This window comes from Streptomyces hyderabadensis (assembly GCF_020404845.1).
Classification (GTDB): Bacteria; Actinomycetota; Actinomycetes; order Streptomycetales; family Streptomycetaceae; genus Streptomyces; species Streptomyces hyderabadensis.
In genome coordinates this window covers 1-24,034 of the sequence record NZ_JAIOJZ010000021.1, presented here as the reverse complement: position 1 = coordinate 24,034, position 24,034 = coordinate 1, and the positions used below count along the sequence as shown (strand labels likewise).

The following is a 24,034-nucleotide window of genomic DNA, read 5'->3' as shown; positions in this document are numbered from 1 at the left end:
GGGCCGGAGCCGGGCGGCATGGCACCCTTAGACCTGCGTAAGGGTCACCACGGAACCATCGAAACCACGGAAGCACCGAGGAGCGGACACAGTGCAGCGCTGGCGTGGCTTGGAGGACATCCCCGAGGACTGGGGACGCAGCGTCGTCACCATCGGCTCCTACGACGGCGTGCACCGCGGGCACCAGCTGATCATCCGGCACGCCGTGGACCGCGCCCGCGAGCTGGGCGTTCCCGCCGTCGTGGTCACCTTCGACCCGCACCCCAGCGAGGTCGTCCGCCCCGGCAGCCACCCGCCGCTGCTCGCCCCGCACCACCGCCGGGCCGAACTGATGGCCGACCTGGGTGTGGACGCGGTGCTGATCCTCCCCTTCACCAAGGAGTTCTCGAAGCTCTCCGCGGCCGACTTCGTGGTCAAGGTCCTGGTCGACCGGCTGCGCGCCAAGGCGGTCGTCGAGGGCCCCAACTTCCGCTTCGGCCACAAGGCCGCCGGGAACGTGGACTTCCTCATCGAGCAGGGCAAGGTCTACGACTTCGAGGTCGAGGTCGTCGACCTGTACGTCACCGGCGAGGCGGGCGGCGGCGAGCCGTTCTCCTCCACCCTGACCCGCCGCCTGGTCGCCGAGGGCGACGTGTCGGGCGCCGCCGAGATCCTGGGCCGCCCGCACCGCGTGGAGGGCGTGGTCGTGCGGGGCGCCCAGCGCGGCCGCGAGATGGGCTTCCCCACGGCCAACGTCGAGACCCTCCCGCACACCGCGATCCCGGCCGACGGCGTCTACGCCGGCTGGCTGCACGCCCAGGGCGAGGCGATGCCGGCCGCGATCTCCGTCGGCACCAACCCGCAGTTCGAGGGCACCGAGCGCACGGTGGAGGCGTACGCCATCGACCGCGTGGGCCTGGAGCTGTACGGCCTGCACGTGGCCGTGGACTTCGTGGCCTTCGTACGCGGGCAGGCGAAGTTCGAGACGCTGGACGCGCTACTGGAGCAGATGGCCGCGGACGTGGACAGGTGCCGCGAAATCACCGCGACGGACGCTCCGCGGACCTGACGGCGGACGCGCCGCCCTCGGGCCTGACGGCTGCGACGGCCCCCTGGGCATGCGACCGACGACGCCCCCCGGGGGCTTGGTGGCGGACGGCGGTCCGGACCTGTCGGCCGACGCCGGGGGAGCGGGAGCGGTGACCGACGGAGTCGCGGCCTGAGGCCGACCAGGGCACGGCCATGACGCGGGGCGGCGGAGGCAGCCCGCGCGAGGGACCGCCCGCGCGGGGCCCGTTCGCGGTCGCCGCCCCCCTCCGATTGCTCCGCTCTCCTCCTCTCGTCGGCTCGTCGGCTCGTCGGCCCGTCAGCGCGGTGCTTCGGCCGTCGGTCGCTCCGCCCGGGCCCAGTGGCAGGCGACCTGGGACTCGGCGCCGCCGCGCAGGATGTCCAGCTCCCGGTTCCGGCAGGCGTCCGCGACGCCGGCCCGTTCGGCCTCGCCGCCCGCCAGTACCGGGCAGCGGACGTGGAAGCGACAGCCGTCGGGGACGTGCGAGGGGTCCGGGGGCTCGCCGGTGAGTACGACCGGGGTGCCGGGTGCCTCGGGCAGCACGGACAGCAGGGCCTGGGTGTAGGGGTGCCGGGGTGCCGTCAGCACCTGCTCCACCGGGCCGGTCTCGACGATCCGGCCGAGGTACATCACCGCGACCCGGTCGGCGATGTTCCAGGCCAGGCCCAGGTCGTGGGTCACCACCAGCGCGGACAGACCCAGCTCGGTGCGCAGCCGCAGCAGCAGCGCGAGGATCTCGCCCCGCACCGACGCGTCGAGGGAGGCCACCGGTTCGTCCGCCACGAGCAGCTCGGGTTGCAGGACCAGCGCGCCCGCGATGACGACCCGCTGGCGCTGGCCCCCGGACAGCTCGTGCGGGTAGCGCAGGAAGAAGCGCTCCGGCGGCCGCAGCCCGGCACGCGAGAGGGCCTCGGCGACCGTCGCCCGCTCGTCCCGGGCGTGGCCGTGGATGCGCAGCCCCTCGGCGACGATGTCGTAGACCGTGTGCCGCGGGTTCAGCGAACCGCTCGGGTCCTGGAGGACGAGCTGGGCCCGTCTGCGGTACGCCTTGAGCGCCCGGGAGGAGTACTCCAGGGACGCGCCGTCGAAGGTGACGCGCCCCCCGGTCGGCCGCACCAGGCCGAGCAGCGAACGGGCCAGGGTCGTCTTGCCGCAGCCCGACTCGCCGACCAGCGCGACGATCTCACCCCGCCGGATGTCCAGGTCGACCCCGTCCACGGCACGTGCGGCGGCCGCCCCGCGCCTGCCGGGAAAGGTGACGTGCAGCCCCTGGACGCTCAGCAACGGGGGCGTGTCACCGGCGGTGTCACCCTGCCCGCCGGTGGCGCCGGCGGGTGCGCCGCTGGTCGTGGTGCTGGTCATGGGGCACTGCTCCTCACTCCGTCGTCCTCCATCGACGCGTCCCTGCCGCCCGCAGGCCCTTCGCCCTCGGCGGACGCCCCGCGCTCGGCGGATGCCCCGCCGTCATCGGCAGCCCCTTCCCGGGCAGGAGCCGCGTCCTCGGTCGGCGCTTCGCCCTCGGCGGCCGTACCGTCGCCCGGTGTGCCCGTGCCGTCCGAGCCCACGTGCACGCACGCCGCCCGGCGCCGCGCGCCCGCCTCCCGCAGCGGCTGGTCCTGGGCGGCGCAGAGGTCCAGCGCGACCGGGCAGCGCGGATGGAACGCGCACCCGGACGGCACCGCCGCCGGGTCGGGCGGGTCGCCCGGCAGCCCGCGGGGCGCGAACCGCGACGCCGGGTCCCCGATCGTGGGGAACGCCTCCGCCAGCGCCCGGCCGTAGGGATGCCGGGCGTCGTCGTACACCTGCCGGGCCGGACCCTCCTCGACCACCCGGCCCGCGTACATCACCGCGAGCCGGTCGCAGGTGTCGGCCAGCACCGCGAGATCGTGGCTGATCATGATCAGGCCGACGTCCTGCTCGCCCACCAGACCCTCGATCAGCCGCAGGATCTGCGCCTGGATCATCACGTCGAGCGCCGTGGTCGGTTCGTCGGCCACGATCAGCCGCGGATCGCAGGCCAGCGCCATCGCGATCATCACCCGCTGCCGCTGTCCGCCGGACAGCTCGTGCGGGTAGGCACTCGCCCGGGCGGCCGGCAGACCGACCTGCTCCAGCAGTTCCCCGGCCCGCTTGCGCGCCCCGGCCGGCGTGGCCCTGCGGTGCAGCAAGATCGGCTCGGCGATCTGGTCACCGATGCGGTGGACGGCGTTCAGGGAGTGCATCGCGCCCTGGAAGACGATCGACGCACCGGCCCAGCGCACCGCCCGCACCCGGCCCCACTTCATCGTGAGCACGTCCTCGCCGTCCAGCAGCACCTCCCCGCCGACCCGGGCACCGGGCGGCAGCAGCCGCAGCAGCGCCAGGGCCAGCGTGGACTTGCCGCAGCCGGACTCGCCCGCGACGCCGAGCTTCTCGCCCGGCGCCAGGGACAGGTCCACCCCGCGCACGGCGGCCGCACCGCCGGGATACGTCACCTTCAGGTCCCGGACCTCCAGCAGACTCAACGGGACACCCCCAGCCTGGGATTGAGCACGGCCTCCACCGCACGCCCGCACAAGGTGAACGCCAGCGCCACGACCGCGATCCCGATGCCCGGCGGCACCAGGTACCACCAGTCGCCCGAACTCACCGACCCCGCCTCCCGTGCGTCCTGCAGCAGCCCGCCCCAGGACACGACCGCCGGGTCCCCGAGCCCGAGGAAGGCCAGGGTCGCCTCGGCCAGGATCGCGGAGGAGATGATCAGCGTCGTCTGCGCCAGGATCAGCGGCATCACATTGGGCAGCACGTGCCGCGACATGATGTGCCAGTGCCCGCCCCCGAGCGCCTTCGCCCGCTCGATGTACGGCCGCGACTCCACCGCCAGCGTCTGCGCCCGCACCAGGCGCGCCGTGGTCGGCCAGGTGGTCACGCCGATCGCGAGCACGATCGTGCCCAGTGACCGGGACAGCACCGTCGCCAGCACGATCGCCAGCACCAGCGTCGGCATCACCAGGAACCAGTCCGTGATCCGCATCATCACCGTGGCGTACCAGCCGCGGAAGTGCCCGGCCGTGATCCCGATGAGCGCGCCGATCAGCACCGACAGCACCGCCGCGAGCAGCCCCACCAGGAGCGAGACGCGCGAGCCCCAGATCAGCAGGCCCAGCAGGTTCCGCCCGAACTGGTCGGTGCCCAGCGGGAACCGGCCGCTCGGACTCTCCAGCGGCTTCCCGGGCGCGTCGGTCACGCTGTCCACGTCCGACCCGACGGTCAGCGGCGCGGTCAGCGCCACGAGCACGAACAGCACCAGCGCCGCCAGCCCGAACACCCCCGCACGGTGCTTGCGGTACTCCCGCCAGAAGCGGGCGACGGAGGCACGGCGCCGCCGCCGGGCGAGTGCGCGCGGACCGGGCCCGCCGGACTTCACCGGCGGCGGCCCACCCTCGGATTCGGTGGTCTCGGCGGTCATCGGCCCACCCTCGGATCGAGCATCGGATACAACAGGTCGGCCAGGGTGTTCATCAGGATCACCGCGGCGGCGAAGACGAAGAACAGCCCCTGCACCAGCGGCAGGTCGGGCACGCTGAGCGCCTGGTAGAACAGCCCGCCGAGCCCCGGCCAGGAGAAGACCGTCTCGACGAGGATGACCCCCGCCACGGTCCGCCCCAGATTGACGAAGACCAGCGTCACCGTCGGCAGCAGCGCGTTGGGCACGGCGTGCCGGCGCCGTACGAGGTCGTCCCTGAGCCCCTTGGCCCGCGCGGTCGTCAGATAGTCGCTGCCCATCTCGTCCAGCAGCGCCGACCGGGTGACCAGCAGGGTCTGCCCGTACTCCACCGCGACCAGCGTCACCACCGGCAGCACGAGATGGTGCGCGACGTCGAGCACGTACGCGAAGCCCTCCTCGCGGCCCGACTCCATCCCCCCGGTCGGGAACAGCCCCGGGATCGGGTCCACCCCCACCGACAGCACGATGATGAGCAGCAGCCCCAGCCAGAAGGACGGGATGGAGTACAGCGTCAGCGCCAGACCGGTGTTGAGCCGGTCGCCGAGGCCCCCGTGCCGCCACGCCGAGCGGGTGCCGAGGAAGGCACCCAGTGCGGTGTAGAGCACGAAGGCCGTACCGGTGAGCAGCAGGGTGTTCGGCAGCGCCTCGGTGATCTTGTCGACGACGGGCGCGTGGAACTGGTACGACGTGCCCAGGTCCCCGCTCAGCGCCTTGACGCAGTAGTCCGTGAACTGCTCCCACAGCGGCAGGTCGAGCCCGAACTCCTCCTTGTACACCGCGAGCTGCTCGGCCGAGACCGGGCGGCCGCCGGTCATGAACTTCACCGGATCGCCGGGGATCAGCCGGAAGAGGAAGAAGCTCGTGACGAGGACGGCGAACAGGGAGACGACCGCACCGGCCAGCTTCCCCGCCACGTACCGGGGATACGCGCTGCGGGACAGGCCCCGCGGCGCCGCGGCCGCGGGAGCCCGCTTCTCGACGGCGGGGCCGGTGGCGCTACTCACGGTCGTCGGCCGACGCCCGGCGGCGGACGGCGAAGAGCACCCCGAGACCGACCAGGACGACGACGCCCGCGACGATCCCGATCACGGTCCCGGTCGACGACGAACTCCCCGAGGAGTCACCGGAGTCGGCGGGCACGGCGGACCACCAGCTCCAGTAGCCGTCCTGCCCGTAGATGTTGCCCGCGTCGGACGGCATCGTCGTGATCGACTTGATCTGGTCCGTGCGGTAGGCCTCGACCGCGTTCGGGTACGCCATGACGTTCATGTACCCGGTGTCGTACAGCCGGGACTGCAGCTGCTTGACGATCTGGGCCCGCTTGCCGGCGTCGTACTCGGCCAACTGCCGTGCGTACAGCTCGTCGTACTGCTTGTCGCAGATGAAGTTGTCGGTGGCCCCGGTGTCCTTCGGCGTCGCCGGGAGCGCGTCGCAGGTGTGGATGGAGAGCACGAAGTCCGGGTCCGGGTTGACGGACCAGCCGTCGAAGGCGAGGTCGTACTTGCCGGCCAGCCACGGGTCGGTCACGTTGTCCAGGCAGTCGAGGGTGACCGAGATGCCCAGCTCGCCCCACCACTCCTGGAGGTACTTGCCGACCGCCTTGTCGTTGGGGTCGGTGGCGTGGCACAGGATGCGGTAGTCCAGCGGCTTGCCGTCCTTGCCGAGGCGCTTGCCGTCCCCGTTCGTCCGGTAGCCCGCCTCGTCGAGCAACCGGGCGGCCTTGTCGGGGTCGTAGGCCAGCTCCTGCCCGGCCGACGGCTCGAAGAAGTACGAGGAGAAGCGCGGCGGGATGTAGCCCGCCCCCTGGACCGCGTGGCCCTGGAACACCTTGTCGACGATCGCCTTGCGGTCCACCGCCATGAACAGCGCGTTGCGCACCCGCTGGTCCAGCAGCGAGGGGTCGCCGTCGCCGAACTCCGTGCCGTCCTTCGCCCGGGCGCCCGGGTTGGTGGCCAGCGCGTAGAAGCGGCGGCCTGGGGCGTCGTTGACGCGGATGTTCTCCTCGCCCTTGAGCGAGTCGGCCTGGGCCGGGGTCAGCGACGGCGACCCGGCGACGAAGGACACCTCGCCCTTGCGCAGGGCGGCGACGGCGGCGTCCTGGTCCTTGTAGTAGCGGAAGACCAGCTCGTCGAACTTGGGAGCGCCGCGCCAGAAGTCCTTGTTGGCCTTGAGCCGTACATAGCTGTCCGGCTTGTAGTCGGTGAGCACGAACGGACCGTTGCCGACGACGGGGAAGTCCTTGTCGTTGTTGAACTTCGAGAAGTCGTCGACCTTCTCCCAGACGTGCTTGGGCACGATCGGCACGTCCAGCGCGGTCATCGTGGCCTGCGGCTTCTTCAGCCGGATCACCAGCTGGGTCGGGCTGGGGGCGGTGACCTTCGCGAAGTTGCCGACGAAGCTGCCGTTGGCGGTGGCGGCGCCCGGGTCGGTCATCATCGTGTTGAACGTCCACGCCGCGTCCTCGGCGGTGGCCTGTTCGCCGTCCGACCACTTGGAGTCGGAACGGATCGTGTACGTCCAGGTCAGCTTGTCCGGCGAGGACTTCCACTCGGTGGCGAGCCCCGGTATGACGTGGTTGTCCTTGGGGTCGTAGTTGGTCAGGTACTCGTACGTCAGCCGGTGGATGCTCGTACTGAGCAGCCGTACCGCCAGGAACGGGCTGAGCGAGTCGACGCTCTGCGCCACGGCGACGGTGAGCACCTTGCTGCCCCCGTCGCCCCCGTCGCCGTCCTTCGCCGAGGCCGAGGGGGCCACCGCCCCCGACGCGAGGAGCAGCGCGCCGGCGCCTGCTGCCGCGAGGAGACGGGTGCGCCACGGCCGGTGCGCGGTACGTCCGCTGCCGTGCTGATCGTGTCTGTTCATGACTACCTGACCTCGCGTCATCGCACGCGCAGACGCCGGGCGTCCTCGCGTGAGGCGGGCTTGAACGGTGGTGAACGCGGAATGAAGTGTGTGTCTACCAGCGGCAGTCTGCGCGCGTCAACGGTGTGTCAAACCCCATGTGGCCTGCGGAAACGGCGAGTTGACCCATACGTCACCCTCATTGGCGCAGACCACTGGCGCTTGCCTGGTGAGAGCGTGACGGCTGGGGCGGACGTTGCCGTTCGCACACGCCCGAAGGCCCGTGCCGTCGAGGACGGCACGGGCCTTCGGAGGTGGTTCGCGGGTGGGTCGAGCTACTGCTGGGGCGGGGGAGGCGGGGGATTCTGCCCCGGCTGCGGCTGCCCCGGCTGTCCCGGTTGCCCGTGTTGCGGATATCCGTAACCGGGCGGCGGGGCGTAGGGCTGACCGTAGCCGGGCTGGGGCTGCGGCGGCTGCTGTCCGGGCCCGGGCTGCCCCGGGTACGGCTGCCCCGGAACCGGCTGCCCCGGCTGCTGCTGTGGCGGCATCTGCTGGCCCGGCATCGGCTGCCCGGGCATCTGCTGGCCCGGCATCGGCGGGGCCGCGACCGGCGGCGGGTTGCCGTCGGAGGTCCACAGGCCGTGCGACTGCTGGTGGCGGACGAAGTCCTCGGCGACCATCGCCGCGAGGTTGAAGTACGCCTCCCGCACCTTCGGCCGCATCATGTCGAGGTCGACCTCGGCACCGGCGGCCAGGTGCTCGTCGAACGGCACCACGACGACACCCCGGCACCGGGTCTGGAAGTGCCCGACGATGTCGTCGACCTTGATCATCTTGCCGGTCTCGCGGACCCCGGAGATGACCGTGAGGGACCGGGAGACGAGGTCGGCGTACCCGTGCGCGGACAGCCAGTCCAGGGTCGTACTGGCGCTGCTCGCACCGTCCACGGACGGCGTCGAGATGATGATGAGCTGGTCGGCGAGGTCGAGCACGCCGCGCATGGCGCTGTAGAGGAGACCGGTGCCCGAGTCGGTGAGGATGATCGGGTACTGCTGGCCGAGCACGTCGATGGCGCGCCGGTAGTCCTCGTCGTTGAAGGTCGTGGACACCGCCGGGTCGACGTCGTTGGCGATGATCTCCAGACCGGACGAGGCCTGCGAGGTGAACCGCCGGATGTCCATGTACGAGTTCAGGTACGGGATGGCCTGGACGAGGTCGCGGATGGTGGCCCCGGTCTCCCGGCGCACCCGGCGGCCGAGCGTGCCGGCGTCCGGGTTGGCGTCGATCGCGAGGATCTTGTCCTGCCGCTCGGTGGCGAGCGTGGAGCCGAGGGCGGTGGTGGTGGTCGTCTTGCCGACACCGCCCTTGAGGCTGATCACCGCGATGCGGTAGCAGGACAACACCGGGGTGCGGATCAGGTCCAGCTTCCGCTGCCGCTCGGCCTCCTCCTTCTTCCCGCCGAGCTTGAACCGCGAACCGCCGGCCGCGGGCCGGCTGCTCTTCGCCTTCTGCCGCTTGTTGTTGAGCAGCCGGTCGGAGGACAGCTCCACGGCCGCCGTGTAACCCAGCGGCGCGGCCCCCGGGTTGGTGGGCTGCCGTTGGTCGTGCTGCATGGGCTGCGGCCACGCGGCACCGAGCCGGGGATCGGCGGGCGGCTGCGCGTGCGGCTGAGGCTGCTGCTGGGGGTGCGGCTGCTGCGGTGCCTGCTGCTGGGGCGGGAGGGGCTGGTTCTCCGGCTGCTGCGCGGCCTGCGGCGGCTGAGGCGTCTGGGGTGGCTGGGCCGCTGCCTGCGGTGCGTGGGGTGCCGGAACCGGCGGAACCGGCTGACCGGCCTGGGCCGGCGGAGCCTGACCGTCGCCCTGCGCCTGCTGTGCCTGCTGCGGGACACCGGGGTAGGGCTGCTGCGCCGACGGCCCGTGCGGTGCCTGCGGGAAGCCGTATCCGCCGGGCTGCACGGGGGAGGGGGGCTGGGGCTGAGTCTGGGGCTGAGTCTGGGGCTGAGGAGCCTGCGGACCGGGCTGCGGGAAGCCGTAACCGGTCTGCGGGGCGGCGGGCGGCGGCGGGTTCCACGCGGCGGGCGCCGGCTGCGGAGCCTGCGGCTGGAAGGGAGGCTGCTGGGCCGGTACGCCCGGCTGCTGGGGAGGCGCGGGGGCGGGCTGCGGCTGTGCGGGCCACTGGTGGGCGGGCGCGGGCGCGACCGGCGGGTAGGACGGAGGCAGCGGCGGCGTTCCGGCCGGGGGCGGCGGTGCGTCCTGCGGCACGGCGTCCTGCGGTACGGCGTCGGCCTGCGGCGCCGCGTCGGCGGGCACCGCGTCCTGGGGCTCGTCCTCTGCCGGGACGCTGTCCTCCGGCTCGTCCGCGGGCTCGTCTACGACCTGGTCCTCGTCCTCATCCTCGTCCTCGTCCTCGTCCCGAGGGTCCGCGTCGGGCACGGCGGCCAGGGCGGCCGGGGCCTGCTCGGCGTCGGAGTCGACGCCGGCCCCGGTGTCGTCCGTGCTCGCCGGGGCCTCGTCCGGCGAGTCACCGACCTCGTCGGAGCCGGCCGCCGCGGACTCCTCGGCGGTGTCCTCCGCGGCCGCCCGTTCGGCGATCTCACGCTTGAGCGCGACGGCGGAGAACCGCATGGTCGCGCCGCTTTCCAGGTCGCCGTTGTCGAGATCGGCGGTGTCGGTCTTGCTGTCGGGCTCCGGCTCCGGCTCGGGTTCCTCGGAGGCCGGCGGAGCGGGCGCCTGGAGCTGGAACCCACCGGCCGGAAACGCCGGCAGGGCGGTGGGAGAGGCGAGGTCCGCGACAGGCTCCGGATCGGCCACGGCCTCCGGTTCCGGCATCTGAACCTGCGGTTCCGGCTCGGGTTCGGGCGGCGCAGGCGGCTGCGGCTCGAATCCGCTCCCCACCGGCAACTTGGGCACCCCGGTCGGCCCCGCGCTCGGCGGCGCCGGGGGCGTGAACGGCGCGCCCGGCCCCGGCGGCGGAGGCGGCGTGAACGCGGCACCCGGAGCGGGCGCCGGCGGCGGAGGCGTGAACGGCGCACCCGGGGCCGGAGCCGGAACCGAGGCAGACCCGTTGGGCGTCGCGTGCGGCGGCGGCGTCAACCCCGGCAACGGCGGAACCGGCCCACGAGGAGCAGGCGGAGCGGTCGGACCGGAAGGCGAGGACGAAGAGGAGGACGAGGAAGACGAGGAAGACGAGGACGAGGAAGGGGAGGACGAGGAGGCAGCGGACGAGTCGGAGGAGGATCCGGAGGAGGAACTGGAGCCGTCCCCCTCGCCCTCCCCCTGACCGCCGTCACCGGACGCGTTCTGCGTGTACCAGGCGGGCGGCGCGTAGTCGATGGTGAACTCGCCGGTCGTCTCGACGGAGGACTCCGCGTCGGGTTGGTCATCGCCGGGTGTAGCCCAGCCCCCGCGGATCCCGTCCCGATCGCTGCTCACAGTTCCTCCTGGTGTGGTCGAGCACCCTCAAGCCGTGCTGGGGCGACCCTTGCTTGTCATTCGAAGTTGTCCGAGGTCGTCCGATCCCACCGGTTCTCCCCCTGAGACGCCGACGCCCGCTGACGGGTTCTGGTGTCGCGCCCGACACCAGCCTAATCATCACGAGCCCCGCCCCGGCAGCCCCGCCCGCCCCCGAAGTCCTGCCCATCGCGTCACAGCCGTCTCGTAAGCGTCACGCTGCTTCATATGCCCACCCACGTAAGGAGGATGACCCCGTCGGTCACCACCCGCTTCCAACGAGTGATCGCGGGCCCGGCATAGTTGATGGCGATCTCCGTCGGTCCGTGGCCGCATCAACTGCCCGAATCACCGTAATTCCCAGGAAAGAGGAAGAGGTTCCCGAGTGAGCTTCGGCCCGCCCCCGTCCATGCCTCCCGGCCCGGCGACCGCCCCGGACCCCGCCGTGAACCGGGGCGGCCGGCACGGGCTCGACGACAGTGGCGGACCGGGGCGGAAGCGACCGAGGAAGCTGCTGACCGGGCTGCTCGCGGTCATCCTCGCCGGGGTGTTGGGCACCGGCGGCTGGCTCCTGTGGGGACGCGGCGGCAACGGCTCCGAGGCGTCGGGCACATCACCGGACCCGGTCGCCCAGGGGCCGCTCGACGTACGCGAGACCGTCGAGAAGCAGCCCGCGAGCAGCAGCGGCAAGATGGCGTTCCGCTTCTCCGTGGACGACATGAAGCCCGGCGAACACGTGGAAATGCCCGGAATGTGGGCCACCGACCGCATCCTCGCCAAGGGCATCAACAAGACGGTCGTCGGCCTCGGCATCGGCACCGACGCCGCGCCGGGCGACGAGAAGTGGCGGCTCGCACTCGACGGCCCGATCTGCGGCTACACGCGCGACGTCACCGGCGACCACCGCACCGCCGTCCTCTTCAGGGCGAACGACTGGGCGGACGAAGCCCTCTGCAACCAGGTCGCCTTCGTCGACCTCGACGACGGCCGCCTGGTCTGGGAAGCCAAGTTCCCCGTCTCCCGGGCCGGACGCGAGTCGGCCGACGCCACGGGCACCGACAAGGACCGGCCCGGCGTGGCCCTCGCACCCGGCACGGTCGCCGTGACCTGGGGCGGCGGCACCATCGGGTACGACATGAAGAGCGGCGACACCCGTTGGTCCACGACGACCACCGCGCCGTGTCAGGACATGGGTGTCGCGGGCGGCCGTGGCCTGATGGTCCGGGAACAGTGCTGGAGCGGCGAGGACCCCGGTTCTGCGGGAGTCTGGCAGTCCACCACGTACAAGCTGCGCAAGGTGGACCCGGCCACGGGCGAGTCCCTGTGGTGGTACTCCCTCGCCAAGGGCGTCCGGGACGTCCACGTACCCTCCGTCGACCCGCCGGTCGTCGCCGTCTCTGCCGGTGACAGCGAGGTGACCGACCTCATCTCCCTCGACGGCCGGGGCCACAACCGCGCCACCATCAGCCTCCGCAACGGCGCCTACGTCGCCGAGTGCCTGCTCACCGACTACCTCCAGATCGACGACTGCCCGACCATCGCGGTGGGGAAGGACCAGGTCTTCATCCGGAGCAAGGACCAGCCGGAACTGCCGACGTGGAACTGGATCATCGGCTTCGACCTCGCCACCGGAAGGACCACCAGGAAATTCGACTCCGGTCCGGGCGCACTGCTCTACCCGGTGCGCATGAGCGGCGACCAACTCCTCGCCCTGAGCGTGAGCGAGGACCACATCGCACCGAACGCGCTGGTCGCCCTGGACCCGGGCACGGACGAGGCAGTGCCGTACCTCTACTTCGACGTCCCCGACGAGGCGCGGTTGATGACGATGGCGGAGCACAACGACATCGTCGTCCAGAACGGGCGCCTCTTCTTCGGCGTCAAGTCCGCGGACGGCCCCGCCGACGCCAAGACCAAGCAGTGGACCTACCTCGTCCTGGGCATCGGCAGCAGCGCACAGCGAAAACCCTGACGGACCGGCGCGCGATCATCGGTACACCGTCCACACCCTGCCCGTCGGCGCCGCGGGCCCCGGCGTCAGGCGGGGGCGCCGTCCGAGTCGTCCGGGGCCGGCTCCAGATCGAACTCTCCGTCCCGCGCCCCCAGGACGAACGCCCGCCACTCCGCCTCCGTGTACCGCAGCACGGTCTCCGGGTCCAACGACGACCGCATGGCCACGGCACCGTCGGGCAGGTAGGCGATCTCCACCCGCTCCTCGTGCTCCTCCGTACCCGGCGCGCCGTGCCACTCCACGCCCGAGATGTCGAGCGCGTACAGCTCGTCCCGCTCGCGCTCCTTGCGGGCTTTGACGTCCTCGTCCGGCACCTGGGCCATGGCGGAGGTGTCCTTTCAGGCGGCTTACCAACGATCCCCGGCAACCTTACTGGCGCCCCGCAGCCCGTGGTGGGCGCAAGCGCGACATCGCCGACAAGATCCGCGGGCCCGGAGAACACCACACCTCCCGACTGGTACTCTGTGTGACGGCCGTATGTGTACGCGCCCCCGGAGCCGTGAGCCCTGGAGGCCGCGCCCAGCGGATCCCCGCCTTCCGAGTCGAGGAAGCTCCCCCGAGACGCAGACCGGGGGCACTCGGTGGCCACTCACAGACCAAGGAGTACGCGTGTCGCTCGACGCCGCAGTGAAGAAGCAGATCATCACCGAGTTCGGTACCAAGGAGGGCGACACCGGCTCCCCCGAGGTCCAGGTCGCTCTGCTGTCCCGTCGGATCTCCGACCTGACCGAGCACCTCAAGACCCACAAGCACGACCACCACTCCCGCCGTGGTCTGCTCATCCTGGTCGGCCAGCGCCGCCGGCTGCTGCAGTACCTCGCCAAGAAGGACATCCAGCGCTTCCGTGCGCTGGTCGAGCGCCTCGGCATCCGCCGCGGTGCGGCGGGCGCCCGCTAGCACACCGTGAAGGGAGCGGTTCCCAACGTAAGGGGGCCGCTCCCTTTGCTGTACGTGCGCGGTGTCGCTGCCCCTTTGTAGTGTGGTAACAGAAGACAAGACGCACGAGGAGAAACGGACCGCACCGCCGCCGCCGGTCCTCGGTAGTGGCCCCCGGGGGCAGATCCCCGGGTGCTTCGATCGAAGACCGGCCCGCATTGCACGGAACGCTTCTCCGGCACCGTCCCCTCCGCCACACGGGCGGGGCGGACAAAAGACGACAAGCATCGGAGAAATCACTAGTGGAGAACGAGACCCACTACGCCGAAGCCGTGATCGACAACGGCGCCTTCGGCACCCGCACCATCCGCTTCGAGACGGGCCGCCTGGCCCGTCAGGCCGCCGGTTCCGCCGTGGCGTACCTGGACGACGACACCATGGTGCTGTCGGCCACCAGCGCCTCCAAGAACCCGAAGGACCAGCTCGACTTCTTCCCGCTCACGGTGGACGTCGAGGAGCGGATGTACGCCGCCGGCAAGATCCCCGGCAGCTTCTTCCGTCGTGAGGGCCGGCCCTCCGAGGACGCCGTCCTCACCTGCCGCCTGATCGACCGCCCGCTGCGCCCCTCCTTCAAGAAGGGCCTGCGCAACGAGATCCAGGTCGTGGCCACCGTCATGGCCCTCAACCCCGACCACCTGTACGACGTCGTGGCGATCAACGCCGCCTCCGCGTCGACCCAGCTGGCCGGCCTGCCCTTCTCCGGCCCGATCGGCGGCGTCCGCGTCGCGCTGATCCGCGGCCAGTGGGTGGCCTTCCCGACGCACACCGAGCTCGAGGACGCCGTCTTCGACATGGTCGTCGCGGGCCGCGTCCTGGAGGACGGCGACGTCGCGATCATGATGGTCGAGGCCGAGGCCACCGAGAAGACCATCAAGCTGGTCGAGGGCGGCGCCGAGGCGCCCACCGAGGAGGTCGTCGCCGCCGGTCTGGAGGCCGCGAAGCCCTTCATCAAGGTGCTCTGCCGCGCCCAGGCCGACCTCGCCGCCAAGGCCGCCAAGCCGACCGGCGAGTTCCCGATCTTCCTGGACTACCAGGACGACGTCCTCGAGGCGCTGACCGGCGCCGTCAAGCCCGAGCTGACGCAGGCGCTCACCATCGCCGGCAAGCAGGAGCGCGAGGCCGAGCTGGACCGGGTCAAGGGGCTCGCCGCCGAGAAGCTCCTGCCGGAGTTCGAGGGCCGCGAGAAGGAGATCTCCGCCGCGTACCGCGCGCTGACCAAGTCCCTGGTGCGCGAGCGCGTCATCAAGGAGAAGAAGCGCATCGACGGCCGCGGTGTCACCGACATCCGCACCCTGGCCGCCGAGGTCGAGGCCATCCCGCGCGTGCACGGCTCCGCCCTGTTCGAGCGTGGCGAGACCCAGATCCTGGGCGTCACCACCCTGAACATGCTCCGCATGGAGCAGCAGCTGGACACCCTCTCCCCGGTGACCCGCAAGCGCTACATGCACAACTACAACTTCCCGCCGTACTCCGTCGGCGAGACCGGCCGCGTCGGCTCCCCGAAGCGCCGCGAGATCGGCCACGGCGCCCTCGCCGAGCGCGCCATCGTGCCGGTGCTGCCGACGCGCGAGGAGTTCCCCTACGCGATCCGCCAGGTGTCCGAGGCCCTCGGCTCCAACGGCTCGACGTCCATGGGCTCGGTCTGCGCCTCCACCATGTCGCTGCTGAACGCCGGTGTGCCGCTCAAGGCCCCCGTCGCCGGTATCGCCATGGGCCTGATCTCCCAGGAGATCAACGGCGAGACGCACTACGTCGCCCTCACCGACATCCTCGGCGCCGAGGACGCCTTCGGCGACATGGACTTCAAGGTCGCCGGCACCAAGGAGTTCGTGACCGCCCTCCAGCTCGACACCAAGCTGGACGGCATCCCCGCCTCCGTCCTGGCCGCCGCCCTCAAGCAGGCCCGTGACGCCCGCCTCCACATCCTCGACGTGATGATGGAAGCAATCGACACGCCGGACGAGATGTCCCCGAACGCGCCGCGGATCATCACCGTGAAGATCCCGGTCGACAAGATCGGCGAGGTCATCGGCCCCAAGGGCAAGATGATCAACCAGATCCAGGAGGACACGGGCGCCGACATCACGATCGAGGACGACGGCACCATCTACATCGGTGCCGCCGACGGCCCGGCCGCCGAGGCCGCCCGCGCCACGATCAACGGCATCGCCAACCCGACCATGCCCGAGGTCGGCGAGCGCTACCTGGGCACGGTCGTCAAGACGACCACCTTCGGTGCGTTCGTCTCCCTGCTGCCCGGCAAGGACGGTCTGCTGCACATCTCGCAGATCCGCAAGCTGGCCGGCGGCAAGCGCGTGGAGAACGTCGAGGACGTCCTCGGTGTGGGCCAGAAGGTCCAGGTCGAGATCGCCGAGATCGACTCCCGCGGCAAGCTCTCCCTGATCCCCGTGATCGAGGGCGAGGAAGGCAGCGAAGAGAAGAAGGACGACGCCGACAAGTGACGTCCCGTAGCGCCAAGGCGACGGCCCGCACCTCCTCGGAGGCGCGGGCCGTCGCCCGTACCCAAACCCTCATCAAGGGCGAGCACGGCATCGGCACGGTCCGCCGGACGACCCTCCCCGGCGGCCTGCGCATCGTCACCGAGACCCTCCCCTCGGTCCGCTCGGCGACCTTCGGCATCTGGGCCCACGTCGGCTCCCGCGACGAGACCCCCGCCCTGAACGGCGCCACCCACTACCTGGAGCACCTGCTCTTCAAGGGCACCCGCAGGCGCAGCGCCCTGGACATCTCCTCCGCCATCGACGCGGTCGGCGGCGAGATGAACGCGTTCACGGCGAAGGAGTACACGTGCTACTACGCGCGCGTGCTCGACACCGACCTGCCGCTCGCCATCGACGTCGTCTGCGACATGCTCACCGGCTCGCTGATCCAGGAGGAGGACGTCGACGTCGAGCGCGGCGCCATCCTCGAGGAGATCGCGATGACCGAGGACGACCCCGGCGACTGCGTGCACGACCTCTTCGCGCACACCATGTTCGGCGACAACGCGCTGGGCCGCCCCGTCCTCGGCACCGTCGACACGGTCAACGCCCTCACCGCCGACCGCATCCGCCGCTTCTACAAGAAGCACTACGACCCCACCCACCTGGTGGTCGCCGCGGCCGGCAACGTCGACCACAACAAGGTCGTACGCCAGGTCCGCGCCGCCTTCGAGAAGGCCGGCGCCCTCAAGGACCCGGCGGCGCAGCCGCTCGCCCCGCGCGACGGCCGGCGCACCGTCCGCGCGGCCGGCCGCGTCGAGCTGATCGGCCGCAAGACCGAGCAGGCCCACGTCATCCTCGGCATGCCGGGCCTGGCCCGCACCGACGAGCGCCGCTGGGCCATGGGCGTCCTCAACACCGCCCTCGGCGGCGGCATGTCCTCGCGCCTGTTCCAGGAGGTCCGGGAGAAGCGCGGGCTGGCCTACAGCGTGTACTCGTACACCTCCGGCTTCGCCGACTGCGGCCTCTTCGGCGTGTACGCGGGCTGCCGGCCCTCCCAGGTGCACGACGTGCTCAAGATCTGCCGCGACGAGCTGGACCACGTCGCCGAGCACGGCCTCACGGACGACGAGATCGGCCGCGCCGTCGGCCAGCTCCAGGGCTCCACGGTCCTCGGCCTGGAGGACACAGGCGCGCTGATGAACCGTATCGGCAAGAGCGAGCTGTGCTGGGGCGAGCAGATGTCGGTCGACGACATGCTGGCCCGGATAGCCTCGGTCACGCCGGACGACGTCCGCGCCGTCGCCCGCGACGTCCTGGGCCGCCGGCCGTCCCTGTCGGTCATCGGCCCGCTCAAGGACAAGCAGGCGTCCCGGCTGCACGACGCCGTCGCCTGACGGCCCCGTTCCGAGAAGTTCGAGAAGGAAGCATGTGACATGAGCAAGCTGCGCGTGGCCGTCCTCGGTGCCAAGGGCCGGATCGGCTCCGAGGCGGTACGGGCGGTCGAGGCCGCCGAGGACATGGAGCTGGTGGCCGCCCTCGGCCGGGGTGACAGCCTGGACGCGCTGGCCGAGTCCGGCGCCCAGGTCGCCGTCGAGCTGACCACCCCCGACTCGGTGATGGACAACCTCGACTTCTGCGTACGCCACGGCATCCACGCCGTCGTCGGCACCACCGGCTGGACCGACGAGCGCCTCGCCCAGCTGACCGGCTGGCTCGCGAAGTCGCCGGGGACGGGTGTGCTCATCGCGCCCAACTTCTCCATCGGCGCCGTACTGACCATGAAGTTCGCGCAGATCGCCGCCCCGTACTTCGAGTCCGTCGAGGTCGTCGAGCTGCACCACCCGAACAAGGCGGACGCCCCCAGCGGCACCGCCGCCCGCACCGCCCAGCTGATCGCCCAGGCCCGGCAGAAGGCAGGCTCCGCACCGGCGCCCGACGCCACTGCCACCGCCCTGGACGGCGCCCGCGGCGCGAACGTGGACGGGGTCCCGGTGCACTCGGTCCGGCTGCGCGGCCTGCTCGCCCACCAGGAGGTCCTGCTCGGTGGCGAGGGCGAGACCCTCACCGTCCGGCACGACTCCCTGCACCACAGCAGCTTCATGCCGGGCATCCTGCTGGGCGCCCGCCGGGTGGTCAGCACCCCGGGCCTCACCTTCGGCCTGGAACACTTCCTGGACCTGGACTGAGACCCTCACCCTGATGCGCGCGAAGATCACCTACCTCGTCACGGCCGCCGTCCTGGTCTTCTACTTCCTCCTGGTCGGCAGCCGCGGCGTGCTGCTCATCAAGACCGGCACCCTCCTCACCGTCACCTTCGGCGTCGCGGTGCTGATCCTGCCGGTGATCGGCCTGTGGTTCCTGTGGAAGAACACCCAGTTCGTCCGCAGGGCCAACCAGCTGGCCGCCGAGCTCGACGCCGAGGGCGGACTGCCCGTCGACGAGCTGAAGCGCACCCCCAGCGGCCGCGTCGACCGGGAGTCGGCCGACGCGGTGTTCGCCCTGCGCAAGGCCGAGACGGAGGACAGCCCCGCCGACTGGCGCACCTGGTTCCGCCTCGCCGTCGCCTACCACGACGCCCGGGACACCCCGCGCGCCCGCAAGGCGATGCAACGGGCGATCGCCCTGCACGACGGCAAGCACGCCGAGGCCGCCTGAGCGGGGCCGCAGCCGAAACGCCGGGGCCCGGACCGCAAGCCCTGCGGTCCGGGCCCCGGCGTTCACGCCGTCGCTGCCGCCGCTGCCGTCAGCCCCGTCGGTACTCGTCGGCCCAGGCCTCCACCGCGTCGGCCGCTCGGTTGAAGGCGCCGTCGCGGGCGAGGAAGTCGGAGTTGTGCGTGGTCAGCAGCGGGGGAGTCGGCTCCGTCGACCGGCCCTGCCGCACCAGCAGCAGTGCCTGCCCCTGCACCGTGCGCGGCAGTCCCAGCCAGCGCACCGGCTGCTGCACCGTGCGCACGCTGGCGACCTGCTGCCAGGCCACCGTGCGGGTGGTGAAGAAGCCCACCTGACGCACCCCGTGCGCGCTCACCCACACGCCCATGCGCAGCATCCGCAGGGCGCAGAGGATGACGACGAGCGCGATGCCGAAGACCACCCCGGCGGAGGACGGCCCGCCGGTCGCCGCGATGATGACCGCCGCGAACAGCACGAACGAGGCGAGCAGCAGCAGCAACGCCGCCGCCCCCACCCGCCACGGCCCCGGCCGGTAGGGCCGGCGCCACTGGTCGCGGTCGTCGTACGGCAGCGCGACGTCGTCGGCCGTGTCAAAGGCGCGGTCGGCCGTCAGGAAGGGCAGGGGCACGGCTGGTCCTCACTCGTTCCAAGGCAAGTGTTGTGCCCGGTGAGGCTACCGACCTGTGTCTCCGGTCACCACCCTCGGGGGTCCGGACGGAGTCGTCGGGACCCGCCGTGCCCGGCGCGGCTAGCGCCCTTCGGACGCCTGCGACGGCTGCTTGTGCGAGGAGGGCTGGTCGGCCGACAGGGCGGGCATCCCGATCACCAGGGAGCCCACGAGACCGGCGACGACGGTGACGCCGAGGAGCCAGCGCCCGGCCAGCTGGCCGAAGGAGGGCCGCTCGCGCGGCGGGGGTGTGACATTGCTGCGGAACCTGTCGGCCTCGGCGACGAAGGCGAACGGCACGGGTTCACGCCGGCGGATCATAGGGGCTGCGTCTCCCTTCAGGGACTGGAATGAAGTGCTGTTACTCATACAGACGAACGAACGCCCCTCCAGGTGCCCTGTTTCACCGACTTCATTGCGGCACGGCAGTCAACGCCCGATTCGGCGCCACTTGGGCTGGCCGTAGAGTGGGCTCGCCAAGCGACGAGACGGGCGCCGAGCGACGAGATGAGCGCCAGGCGACGAGATGGGAAGGCCCTCCACACCGTGACCGACACCCCCGCCGACGATTTCAAGATCGACCTCCGCAGCGACATCACCGTCGAGCTGGTCAAGAGCGCCGCGACCGACTCCGACGTGCTGTTCGCCGCCCGTGTCTCGACCGCCGGGGAGCAGTCCCTGGACGAGCTGAAGAAGGACCCGGAGCGCTCCAAGGGCCTGATCAACTACCTCATGCGGGACCGGCACGGCAGCCCGTTCGAGCACAACTCGATGACCTTCTTCGTCAGCGCCCCGATCTTCGTCTTCCGGGAGTTCATGCGGCACCGCGTCGGCTGGTCCTACAACGAGGAGTCGGGCCGCTACCGGGAGCTCCAGCCGGTCTTCTACGTGCCCGACGCCTCCCGCAAGCTGGTGCAGCAGGGCCGCCCCGGCAAGTACGTCTTCGTCGAGGGCACCCCCGAGCAGCACGAGCTGGTCGGCGGCGCGATGGAGGACTCCTACCGCCAGGCCTACGCGACGTACCAGAAGATGCTCGCGGCCGGCGTCGCCCGTGAGGTGGCCCGCGCGGTGCTCCCCGTCGGCCTGTACTCGTCGATGTACGCCACCTGCAACGCCCGCTCGCTGATGCACTTCCTGGGCCTGCGCACCCAGCACGAGCTGGCGAAGGTGCCCTCCTTCCCGCAGCGGGAGATCGAGATGGTGGGCGAGAGGATGGAGGAGGAGTGGGCCCGGCTCATGCCGCTCACCCACGCCGCCTTCAACGCCAACGGCCGCGTCGCTCCGTAACGGCCCGGCCTCCGGGCGGCCCGGCCGGGCACAGATGTACGCATCAACCATGCGAAGTGTCCGGTTTGCGGCGTTTGGAGAAGTTCATCTAGCCTGATCAAAGGGACCCGGCACTGCTTGAACCCCCGAGCAGGCAGTGCCGGGCTCCACTTCCGTTCCGACCTGCCGCCTCCCCCGAGGGCAGACCTGGCCCTGAGCAACGAGTAGCGTGTAACCCATGGCTCCGACCTCCACTCCGCAGACCCCCTTCGGGCGGGTCCTCACCGCCATGGTCACGCCCTTCACGGCGGACGGCGCACTCGACCTCGACGGCGCCCAGCGGCTCGCCACCCACCTGGTGGACGCAGGCAACGACGGCCTGATCATCAACGGCACCACCGGCGAGTCCCCCACCACCAGCGACGCGGAGAAAGCGGACCTCGTACGAGCCGTCCTGGAGGCCGTCGGCGACCGGGCACACGTCGTCGCCGGAGTCGGCACCAACAACACCCAGCACAGCATCGAGCTGGCCCGCGCCGCCGAGCGCACCGGCGCCCACGGCCTGCTGCTCGTCACGCCGTACTACAACAAGCCCCCGCAGGAGGGCCTGTACCAGCACTTCACGGCCATCGCCGACGCCAGCCGGCTGCCGGTCATGCTCTACGACATCCCCGGCCGCAGCGGCGTCCCGATCAACACCGAGACGCTGGTCCGCCTCGCGGAGCACCCGCGGATCGTCGCCAACAAGGACGCCAAGGGCGACCTCGGCCGGGCCAGCTGGGCCATCGCGCGCTCCGGCCTCGCCTGGTACTCCGGCGACGACATGCTGAACCTGCCGCTGCTCTCCGTGGGCGCGGTCGGCTTCGTCTCCGTCGTCGGCCACGTCGTCACCCCCGAGCTGCGCGCCATGGTGGACGCGTTCGTCGCGGGTGACGTACAGAAGGCACTGGAGATCCACCAGAAGCTGCTCCCCGTCTTCACCGGCATGTTCCGCACCCAGGGCGTCATGACCACCAAGGCCGCGCTCGCCCTCCAGGGCCTGCCCGCCGGACCGCTGCGCGCCCCCATGGTCGGCCTCACGCCCGAGGAAACCGAGCAGCTCAAGATCGATCTTGCCGCCGGCGGGGTACAGCTCTGACATCAGACTTCGCACCACCGCACGACCGGACGGACTTCACAACTGAATAAGCGGGCCACCGGTGCCCGCACCCCACTACGACAACTGCTTCTGCACGAACGTCACGCGCGCCACGTGCCCACCGGTACGTGGCGCGTGTGGTGAGGAGAGTCTTTTGAGTCATCCGCATCCTGAACTGGGCCGGCCCCCGGCGCTCCCCAAGGGCGGCCTGCGGGTCACACCCCTCGGCGGCCTCGGCGAGATCGGCCGCAACATGACGGTCTTCGAATACGGCGGCCGTCTGCTGATCGTCGACTGCGGCGTGCTCTTCCCCGAGGAGGAGCAGCCCGGCATCGACCTGATCCTGCCGGACTTCTCGTCCATCCGGGACCGCCTCGACGACATCGAGGGCATCGTCCTGACCCACGGCCACGAGGACCACATCGGCGGCGTCCCCTTCCTCCTGCGCGAGAAGCCGGACATCCCGCTGATCGGCTCCAAGCTGACCCTCGCGCTCATCGAGGCCAAGCTCCAGGAGCACCGCATCCGCCCCTACACCCTCGAGGTGGCCGAGGGGCACCGCGAACGCGTCGGCCCGTTCGACTGCGAGTTCGTCGCGGTCAACCACTCCATCCCGGACGCGCTGGCCGTCGCCATCCGCACCCCGGCGGGCATGGCGGTGCACACCGGCGACTTCAAGATGGACCAGCTCCCGCTGGACGGCCGGCTCACGGACCTGCACGCCTTCGCGCGGCTGAGCGAGGAGGGCATCGACCTCCTCCTCTCGGACTCGACGAACGCCGAGGTCCCGGGCTTCGTCCCGCCCGAGCGGGACATCTCGAACGTCCTGCGGCAGGTCTTCGCCAGTGCCCGCAAGCGCATCATCGTGGCGAGCTTCGCCAGCCACGTCCACCGCATCCAGCAGATCCTGGACGCGGCCCACGAGTACGGCCGCCGGGTCGCCTTCGTCGGCCGCTCCATGGTCCGCAACATGGGCATCGCCCGGGACCTCGGCTACCTGAAGGTCCCGCCGGGCCTGGTGGTCGACGTCAAGACGCTGGACGACCTGCCCGACAGCGAGGTGGTCCTGGTCTGCACGGGCTCCCAGGGCGAACCGATGGCCGCCCTGTCCCGCATGGCCAACCGCGACCACCAGATCCGCATCGTCAACGGCGACACGGTGATCCTGGCCTCGTCCCTCATCCCGGGCAACGAGAACGCGGTGTACCGGGTCATCAACGGCCTGACCCGCTGGGGCGCCAACGTCGTCCACAAGGGCAACGCCAAGGTCCACGTCTCGGGCCACGCCTCGGCCGGTGAGCTGCTGTACTTCTACAACATCTGCCGCCCGAAGAACCTGATGCCGGTCCACGGCGAATGGCGCCACCTGCGCGCCAACGCCGAACTCGGCGCCCTCACCGGGGTGCCGCACGACCGCATCGTCATCGCCGAGGACGGCGTGGTCGTCGACCTCGTCGAGGGCAAGGCGAAGATCGCCGGCAAGGTCCAGGCTGGGTACGTCTACGTCGACGGCCTCTCGGTCGGCGACGTCGGCGAGCCGGCCCTCAAGGACCGCAAGATCCTCGGCGACGAGGGCATCATCTCGGTCTTCGTGGTCATGGACTCCTCCACCGGCAAGATCACCGGTGGGCCCCATGTCCAGGCCCGCGGCTCGGGCATCGACGACTCGGCCTTCTCGGCGGTGCTCCCCAAGATCACCGAGGCACTGGAGCGCTCGGCCCAGGACGGGGTCGTCGAGCCGCACCAGCTCCAGCAGCTGGTGCGCAGGACCCTCGGGAAGTGGGTCTCGGACACCTACCGACGCCGGCCGATGATCCTGCCTGTCGTCGTGGAGGTCTGACGGACCGTCGGACCACCGACAGCGCCAACCTGGAGCGGGGCGCCCCGATTTGCATCGGGGCGCCCCGCTCCAGTACGTTTACATCTCCGCTCGGACGGGCACCCGATCACTTCGTGGTTCGGAGCCGCCCCGGAGGGCGGAAATCCCGACTCAGAATCTCTGATAAAGTCGGAACCGCCGGAAAGGGAAACGCGAAAGCGGGAACCTGGAAAGCACCGAGGAAATCGGATCGAAAAG

General features: G+C 71.2%; 19 protein-coding genes. 10 read left to right on the top strand and 9 right to left on the bottom strand.

Features of this window, described 5'->3' with window-relative positions; all coding sequences use genetic code 11:
- Window positions 1–91 precede the first annotated feature (91 nt).
- Entirely contained in the window at window positions 92–1,048 is a 957-nt protein-coding gene (locus K7854_RS18020; protein ID WP_226027550.1) for a bifunctional riboflavin kinase/FAD synthetase, read from the top strand.
- Window positions 1,049–1,345: 297 nt separating this feature from the next.
- On the opposite strand, the gene K7854_RS18015 is transcribed toward K7854_RS18020, so the two are convergent.
- The 6 genes from K7854_RS18015 to K7854_RS17990 form a co-directional block, all read right to left on the bottom strand.
- Window positions 1,346–2,410, bottom strand: a complete 1,065-nt coding sequence (locus K7854_RS18015; RefSeq protein ID WP_226027549.1) for an ABC transporter ATP-binding protein — start codon at window positions 2,408–2,410, stop codon at window positions 1,346–1,348.
- Window positions 2,407–3,552, bottom strand: coding sequence for an ABC transporter ATP-binding protein (locus tag K7854_RS18010; RefSeq protein ID WP_226027548.1), 1,146 nt, complete (start codon window positions 3,550–3,552; stop codon window positions 2,407–2,409). The genes K7854_RS18015 and K7854_RS18010 overlap by 4 nt, the downstream gene beginning before the upstream one ends.
- Entirely contained in the window at window positions 3,549–4,496 is a 948-nt protein-coding gene (locus K7854_RS18005) for an ABC transporter permease (RefSeq protein WP_226027547.1), read from the bottom strand. Before K7854_RS18005 ends, K7854_RS18010 begins: the two co-directional genes overlap by 4 nt.
- Complete coding sequence (locus K7854_RS18000) at window positions 4,493–5,539, bottom strand: ABC transporter permease (RefSeq protein ID WP_226027546.1); 1,047 nt, start codon at window positions 5,537–5,539, stop codon at window positions 4,493–4,495. Before K7854_RS18000 ends, K7854_RS18005 begins: the two co-directional genes overlap by 4 nt.
- Window positions 5,532–7,397, bottom strand: coding sequence for an ABC transporter substrate-binding protein (locus K7854_RS17995; protein ID WP_226027545.1), 1,866 nt, complete (start codon window positions 7,395–7,397; stop codon window positions 5,532–5,534). The genes K7854_RS18000 and K7854_RS17995 overlap by 8 nt, the downstream gene beginning before the upstream one ends.
- A gap of 314 nt (window positions 7,398–7,711) precedes the next feature.
- On the bottom strand, window positions 7,712–10,807 hold the full coding sequence (locus K7854_RS17990) for an SCO5717 family growth-regulating ATPase (RefSeq protein WP_308112542.1): 3,096 nt from the start codon (window positions 10,805–10,807) through the stop codon (window positions 7,712–7,714).
- Window positions 10,808–11,210: 403 nt separating this feature from the next.
- On the opposite strand from K7854_RS17990, the gene K7854_RS17980 reads away from it, so the two are divergent.
- A complete protein-coding gene (locus K7854_RS17980) occupies window positions 11,211–12,797 on the top strand; it encodes an outer membrane protein assembly factor BamB family protein (RefSeq protein ID WP_226027542.1) in 1,587 nt (528 codons plus the stop codon).
- A 65-nt stretch (window positions 12,798–12,862) separates the two neighbouring features.
- Here the strand turns inward: K7854_RS17980 and K7854_RS17975 are convergent, their stop codons facing one another.
- Window positions 12,863–13,159 (bottom strand): DUF397 domain-containing protein, encoded by a 297-nt coding sequence (locus tag K7854_RS17975; RefSeq protein ID WP_226027541.1) that lies wholly within the window; start codon window positions 13,157–13,159, stop codon window positions 12,863–12,865.
- Between the two features lie 286 nt (window positions 13,160–13,445).
- On the opposite strand from K7854_RS17975, the gene rpsO reads away from it, so the two are divergent.
- From rpsO to K7854_RS17950, 5 genes are all read left to right on the top strand, one after another.
- Window positions 13,446–13,733, top strand: coding sequence for a 30S ribosomal protein S15 (gene rpsO, locus K7854_RS17970; RefSeq protein WP_003973291.1), 288 nt, complete (start codon window positions 13,446–13,448; stop codon window positions 13,731–13,733).
- 281 nt (window positions 13,734–14,014) lie between these two features.
- Complete coding sequence (locus K7854_RS17965; protein ID WP_226027540.1) at window positions 14,015–16,234, top strand: polyribonucleotide nucleotidyltransferase; 2,220 nt, start codon at window positions 14,015–14,017, stop codon at window positions 16,232–16,234.
- On the top strand, window positions 16,231–17,610 hold the full coding sequence (locus tag K7854_RS17960; protein ID WP_226027539.1) for a M16 family metallopeptidase: 1,380 nt from the start codon (window positions 16,231–16,233) through the stop codon (window positions 17,608–17,610). Before K7854_RS17965 ends, K7854_RS17960 begins: the two co-directional genes overlap by 4 nt.
- A gap of 39 nt (window positions 17,611–17,649) precedes the next feature.
- Entirely contained in the window at window positions 17,650–18,402 is a 753-nt protein-coding gene (gene dapB / locus K7854_RS17955) for a 4-hydroxy-tetrahydrodipicolinate reductase (protein ID WP_226027538.1), read from the top strand.
- 13 nt (window positions 18,403–18,415) lie between these two features.
- Window positions 18,416–18,871, top strand: a complete 456-nt coding sequence (locus tag K7854_RS17950; RefSeq protein WP_226027537.1) for a tetratricopeptide repeat protein — start codon at window positions 18,416–18,418, stop codon at window positions 18,869–18,871.
- 88 nt (window positions 18,872–18,959) lie between these two features.
- Here K7854_RS17950 and K7854_RS17945 read toward each other — a convergent pair whose 3' ends face one another.
- Both K7854_RS17945 and K7854_RS17940 read right to left on the bottom strand, forming a co-directional pair.
- Window positions 18,960–19,514, bottom strand: a complete 555-nt coding sequence (locus K7854_RS17945; protein ID WP_226027536.1) for an SCO5741 family PH domain-containing membrane protein — start codon at window positions 19,512–19,514, stop codon at window positions 18,960–18,962.
- 120 nt (window positions 19,515–19,634) lie between these two features.
- Window positions 19,635–19,874 carry a hypothetical protein gene (locus K7854_RS17940; RefSeq protein WP_226027535.1) on the bottom strand — a complete coding sequence of 80 codons (240 nt, stop codon included), beginning with the start codon at window positions 19,872–19,874 and terminating at the stop codon, window positions 19,635–19,637.
- 225 nt (window positions 19,875–20,099) lie between these two features.
- On the opposite strand from K7854_RS17940, the gene thyX reads away from it, so the two are divergent.
- The 3 genes from thyX to K7854_RS17925 all read left to right on the top strand — a co-directional run bounded on the left by thyX (window position 20,100) and on the right by K7854_RS17925 (window position 23,797).
- Window positions 20,100–20,840, top strand: a complete 741-nt coding sequence (gene thyX, locus K7854_RS17935) for an FAD-dependent thymidylate synthase (protein ID WP_226027534.1) — start codon at window positions 20,100–20,102, stop codon at window positions 20,838–20,840.
- A 217-nt stretch (window positions 20,841–21,057) separates the two neighbouring features.
- Entirely contained in the window at window positions 21,058–21,957 is a 900-nt protein-coding gene (gene dapA / locus K7854_RS17930; RefSeq protein WP_226027533.1) for a 4-hydroxy-tetrahydrodipicolinate synthase, read from the top strand.
- A gap of 154 nt (window positions 21,958–22,111) precedes the next feature.
- Window positions 22,112–23,797 (top strand): ribonuclease J, encoded by a 1,686-nt coding sequence (locus K7854_RS17925; RefSeq protein WP_226027532.1) that lies wholly within the window; start codon window positions 22,112–22,114, stop codon window positions 23,795–23,797.
- Window positions 23,798–24,034 lie beyond the last annotated feature (237 nt).

What these genes read in the sequence shown, in the direction of transcription:
- K7854_RS18015 (WP_226027549.1), bottom strand. Translation starts at nt 2,410, where the DNA reads ATGACCAGCACCACGACCAGCGGCGCACCCGCCGGCGCCACCGGCGGG.
- K7854_RS17975 (WP_226027541.1), bottom strand. Translation starts at nt 13,159, where the DNA reads ATGGCCCAGGTGCCGGACGAGGACGTCAAAGCCCGCAAGGAGCGCGAG.
- dapB (WP_226027538.1), top strand. Translation starts at nt 17,650, where the DNA reads ATGAGCAAGCTGCGCGTGGCCGTCCTCGGTGCCAAGGGCCGGATCGGC.
- K7854_RS17950 (WP_226027537.1), top strand. Translation starts at nt 18,416, where the DNA reads ATGCGCGCGAAGATCACCTACCTCGTCACGGCCGCCGTCCTGGTCTTC.
- K7854_RS17940 (WP_226027535.1), bottom strand. Translation starts at nt 19,874, where the DNA reads ATGATCCGCCGGCGTGAACCCGTGCCGTTCGCCTTCGTCGCCGAGGCC.
- K7854_RS17995 (WP_226027545.1), bottom strand. Translation starts at nt 7,397, where the DNA reads ATGAACAGACACGATCAGCACGGCAGCGGACGTACCGCGCACCGGCCG.
- K7854_RS18005 (WP_226027547.1), bottom strand. Translation starts at nt 4,496, where the DNA reads ATGACCGCCGAGACCACCGAATCCGAGGGTGGGCCGCCGCCGGTGAAG.
- dapA (WP_226027533.1), top strand. Translation starts at nt 21,058, where the DNA reads ATGGCTCCGACCTCCACTCCGCAGACCCCCTTCGGGCGGGTCCTCACC.